Origin of the sequence: Pseudomonas sp. HMSC066A08 (genome assembly GCF_001813025.1) — a bacterium.
Classification (GTDB): domain Bacteria; phylum Pseudomonadota; class Gammaproteobacteria; order Pseudomonadales; family Pseudomonadaceae; genus Pseudomonas; species Pseudomonas aeruginosa.
This window is the reverse complement of sequence record NZ_KV811226.1, coordinates 1-4,349: the sequence shown is the minus strand read 5'-3', so window position 1 is coordinate 4,349 and position 4,349 is coordinate 1. Positions and strand designations below refer to the sequence as shown.

General features: G+C 59.1%; 5 protein-coding genes. All 5 read left to right on the top strand.

Translation table 11 applies throughout. The features are described from left to right. A partial coding sequence (locus HMPREF2886_RS02190) for a nucleoid-associated protein (RefSeq protein WP_177344438.1) occupies nucleotides 1-182 on the top strand: 182 nt, incomplete at its 5' end. A 2-nt stretch (nucleotides 183-184) separates the two neighbouring features. Further along, on the top strand, nucleotides 185-433 hold the full coding sequence (locus tag HMPREF2886_RS02185; protein WP_003111972.1) for an ICE element conjugation transcription factor TprA: 249 nt from the start codon (nucleotides 185-187) through the stop codon (nucleotides 431-433). Further along, complete coding sequence (locus HMPREF2886_RS02180) at nucleotides 430-2,163, top strand: ParB family protein (RefSeq protein WP_034021221.1); 1,734 nt, start codon at nucleotides 430-432, stop codon at nucleotides 2,161-2,163. Before HMPREF2886_RS02185 ends, HMPREF2886_RS02180 begins: the two co-directional genes overlap by 4 nt. 27 nt (nucleotides 2,164-2,190) lie before the next feature. Next, nucleotides 2,191-2,949, top strand: a complete 759-nt coding sequence (locus HMPREF2886_RS02175) for a DUF2857 domain-containing protein (RefSeq protein ID WP_033866764.1) — start codon at nucleotides 2,191-2,193, stop codon at nucleotides 2,947-2,949. Beyond that, nucleotides 2,946-4,271 (top strand): STY4528 family pathogenicity island replication protein, encoded by a 1,326-nt coding sequence (locus HMPREF2886_RS32745; RefSeq protein WP_071557425.1) that lies wholly within the window; start codon nucleotides 2,946-2,948, stop codon nucleotides 4,269-4,271. Before HMPREF2886_RS02175 ends, HMPREF2886_RS32745 begins: the two co-directional genes overlap by 4 nt. Nucleotides 4,272-4,349 lie beyond the last annotated feature (78 nt).

Below are 4,349 nucleotides of genomic sequence, written 5' to 3'. Positions count from 1 at the left end.
GCACCCTCAACCAGTTCCGCCGCTTCACCGGCCGTGCCGAAGGCCTGTCGATCAGCTTCGAGGCGCACTTGCTGGGATCCAGAATCGAGTACGACGAGGAGCGCGACACGCTGCGGATCAGCAGTCTCCCCACTCAACTCCGCGACCAGCTCAAGCGGCGCAAGGCCCAAATTGGAGAATGACCATGGCCCGAGAAACCGAAGATAAGTTCGTTGTCCGTATGCCCTTGGGCTTGCGCGATCAGCTAAAGCAAAAAGCCGCGCATAACCACCGCTCGGCCAACAGCGAGATCGTCTACCGGCTGGAGCGCAGCAACGAGCTCGAAGAAGAACTCGCTCGAGCGAACCGAATGGTCGACGAGCTCTTCGCCAAGAACCAGCGTCTGCAGGCAGAGCTGGCTGCGGCGAACACGCCTCAGGTGGCGGAGGCATGAGCATGGCTAAGATCAACCCGCAAGATCTGAAAGACCGGCTACTTGCCCCTGGCTTCACCGCGCCGCCCGTTCTTGAACAGTTGTCGGACCCGATCAGCGACACGCCCATGAGGCTGACACTCCACGACGTCCTCCCCTGGCACGATAACCCCCGGACCACTCGAAACCCGAAATACGATGAGTTGAAAGAATCGATCCGGCATCGAGGCCTCGATACGCCGCCACCAGTGACTCGACGCCCTGGCGAAGACAAATACCGCATTCGCAACGGCGGAAATACTCGCCTGGAAATTCTCAACGAGCTCTACAAAGAGACCGGTGACGAGCGTTACTTCAGCTTCGACTGCCTATTCAAGCCCTGGGACAAGCAGCGCGGCGAAATCATCGCGCTGACTGGCCACTTGGCCGAAAACGATTTGAAGGGTGACCTCAAGTTCATCGAGCGAGCCGTGGGCATTCAGAAAGCGAAAGCCTTGTATGAGGAGGAGAAAGGCGAACCAGTCGGCATCCGCGAGCTGTCACGGAAGCTCACCGATGACGGCTATCCTGTTTCACACTCACACATCAGCAGAATGCTGGATGCCGTTGAGATACTGCTTCCAGCCATTCCAAGCATGCTGTACTCGGGCCTGGGAGTTGATCGTGTCTCTCGCATTCTCTCACTGCGCAAGGCCTCTCTGAGCTGCTGGAAACGCCTTTACTCCGGCGAGGGTATCGACTTCGAGATGCTGTTCCAGGACACCCTGGCGATCTTCGACAGTAGCCCTGACGAGTTCATTTTCGAGCGTTTCCAGGACGAACTCATCGACCAGATGAAGCGTCCCTTGGGCCTTCGCTATGATCAGATCCTGCTCGAGATCACCAACGGCCAGCAGGAGCAGCGCCGCGGCACTCTGGTCGACCTGCCCGCACCTGCCGCACCACCTGGAATCCCAGCCGTAGGGCAGGAAAGTCCTGCTGCGTCGACTACTGGACAAGCACAATCACAGAGCCCCGCTGCCGGCCTCCAAACGTCCAAGACCAATAGCCTCCCGGGTAATCCCTCTACCCCGCCAGCTCCGCCACTACCTGTACAACAGCAGCAACTGACCGACGAGGAGCGTGCTGAACTCTTGGCAGGTCATATCGTGAGCCCGGTATCCACCAAGATTCAGCAGACTCGCCAACGGCTGGCCGCTCTCGAGGGTGAACATCTACCTGTCTTCGAGGAAACAGCTCTACAGGCAATCCCGGTGCAAGTCGGCGGCCTGCACCCGATCACCGACCTCTGGTACATCGAGCGGTCGATCGACACCCCCGAAATCCTGCGACAGCACATCGCTGATCTGGCTGAAGAAATCGCTCTGCACGTCGGTGCCCCAGGCGAGATCGTCAGGATCCAGGGCGGTGTGGGTTACACGTATCGCGAGCCCAATGAAGACCATGAGATTACTGATTCAGCGCTGCATCTCATGACGCTGCTTCAAGCGCTCAGCGGCCAGGTCCAAGTCGTCCTGAACTCACACGACCAGCAGACCTGCCGCGACGCCCTGGGCGAATTTCAATTCTCAGCTGGCCTCGCTCAGTTGCTGCTGGGCCAACCCACCACAGGCGATCAGCCATCCAGCCAGGCAGGCCGTCTCAATGACGAAGCCCTGGTGAAACTGTTCCGGATAATTCGTCTTGCCCGACGCCTGGTTGACCTTGAGCTGCTGCCGGCCGTCTCTGAGCAAGCAGCTACCGACCAGTGATTTCGCACGATTTGGGGAGGGATCGACATGTCGAAGTCGTTGATCAATGAAGCGGTCCTGACGCAGGTGATCAACCACCTGCGCAATGGGCAGTTCAAACGCTGCGCCGAAATGGGCCTGAAGCCAGAAATTCTGGCTCAGCTACAACAGCCGTTCGTCGTGAGTCTCCTGACGAATACCCCCGTGTCGTGGGTCGAGGTGAGGGTGAACACCGACGTCATGGAAAAGATCCTGGCCACCGCCGAGCGCTCTCAGCAAGAGGAGCTGCAAATTGAGCGTGCTCTCAAACTCGGGGCTACCACCACGATGATTCAGAGCTTCTTCGGTCTATCGCCGGAAGACACTGCGATCAAGCGGCTGATCATGGAGATACACCCCCGACGGGGCCGCTGGCGTCAGCTCGACGGAACACTGGAACACCAGATCTGGTATCGCTGGGATCACTTGATGCAGGAGAACCAGGTCAGCCTGGACGATAGCTTGGCGCTTCTCGACATCGCCATGATCTTGACCGAGGAAATCAACGCAGGCACCGATCAGGATAGCCCGGAGTTCATAAGCCTCGCCGTTGTCTGGTGGCTCATTCAGAGCTGGTTGAAAGACGGACTCTATTCGTCGTCTGACAAATCGGGTCAGACCCAAGCAGGTCAGCCCAGGTCTCCGACGACCCTTTATCTGGCCAGCGTCAGTTCACACCTGCCCCAATCTGCATCACAGGTGGACACGGAGACAGAGCGTCAACAACTACTGAACCTGGTTCAGTCGGAAGGCGACACAGCACCATGAGGCTGTCGCGCTTTCCCATCTCGACTCTGCTGGATTCGGCCTCGGGACATCTCGAGGCCCATTTGTATAAGAAGCGGCTTGCTGCCGAGAGCGGCGAACCGCCGGCTCAACAATATTCCGGCATAATTTTCAGCGGCAACCCGCATGAGACCGTTCCTCGGCGCCTGCTGCTGGATAAACGCCTCACCCCGCTGGAGCGGAACTGCTGGCAAGTGTTCCGCTTGCTCATCAACGACGACGGGCTGACCGCGTTCCCGACATACGAGCAACTGCGCCCTTATCTCGGCATGCAGCCGGGCAAGATCGCCTCGCGCGAAACCATCGCCAAGGCACTCACGGTCCTCCGTCTGACCCGCTGGCTCAGTCTCGGCCGACGCCTCCGCAACGACCTCAACGGGCAAGTACAGGGCAACGTCTACATCCTCCACGACGAACCGGTATCCCCGGCAGAAGCCCTGGAGCTGGACCCCGACTACATGCCGTTGCTGAGCCAATCCACCGGCCACGGCAACCGAGCCATACGCGAAATCGGCCAGATCACCTGGCGGGAGTTCAGGGATGACCCGGACGTTGGTCGCCGCCTCCCAACCCATCTGGAGAAGCTTGAGGGGCGCTTGAACCACCAGCAATGGGCTATCGATAGTCAGCTCGAAGCGGATCCAGCGGCAGAGTTCGGCATCCGAACTCTGCCCGATCTACCTCATTCAACCCCGAGTTCGGATGCCGAACCCAGTGAAATCAGCGGCAAGCAATGCGCTTTACCGCTGAGTTCGGATGCCGAACCCAGACAGAATCCGCCGAGTACGCCCTTGGTTCGGATGCCGAACTCATATAGTACGTATACATACAAACAAGATTCTGTATGTAAAAAACCAGTACAACCGCGAGCACGCGAGGAAGCACATCCGAACTGGCAGGATCTCCTGAACGGACTGGAGGCCGAGCAACGTTTCCAGGCGGTAAGCGCGCTCCGACGGGTGTCCGAGGAGCTTCGGCTACCCATCATCGAGCAGTGGCGGCACCGATGTTCCGGCGGAACCGTCGGTAATCCGTTCGGCTATCTCATGACGCTCATCCAGCGTGCAGTCCAGGGAAAGTTCAACGCTTCTTGGGCTCCGGAAGAACCGGCTGAACGAACCATCCCAGCAGCGGAACGCCCCAGTCGTGCTCCGGCACCACCAAGCCCCACAACGCCTAAACAGCACCAAGTTCAAATGCGGGGTGATACCCGGACAGGGAGCGAGGTCCTCAGCCGGCTCAAGGACCTCATTCGGCCCAGGCACGGATCGAGCGTGCCATCCGAGCGGGGTGATGAGCCATGAAATACTCACTGTCGAGAAAGGTGATTTTCCCTTGGGGCGGCGCAGGCGGTGAGCTGGGTGGTGCGGCCCGCACCACTC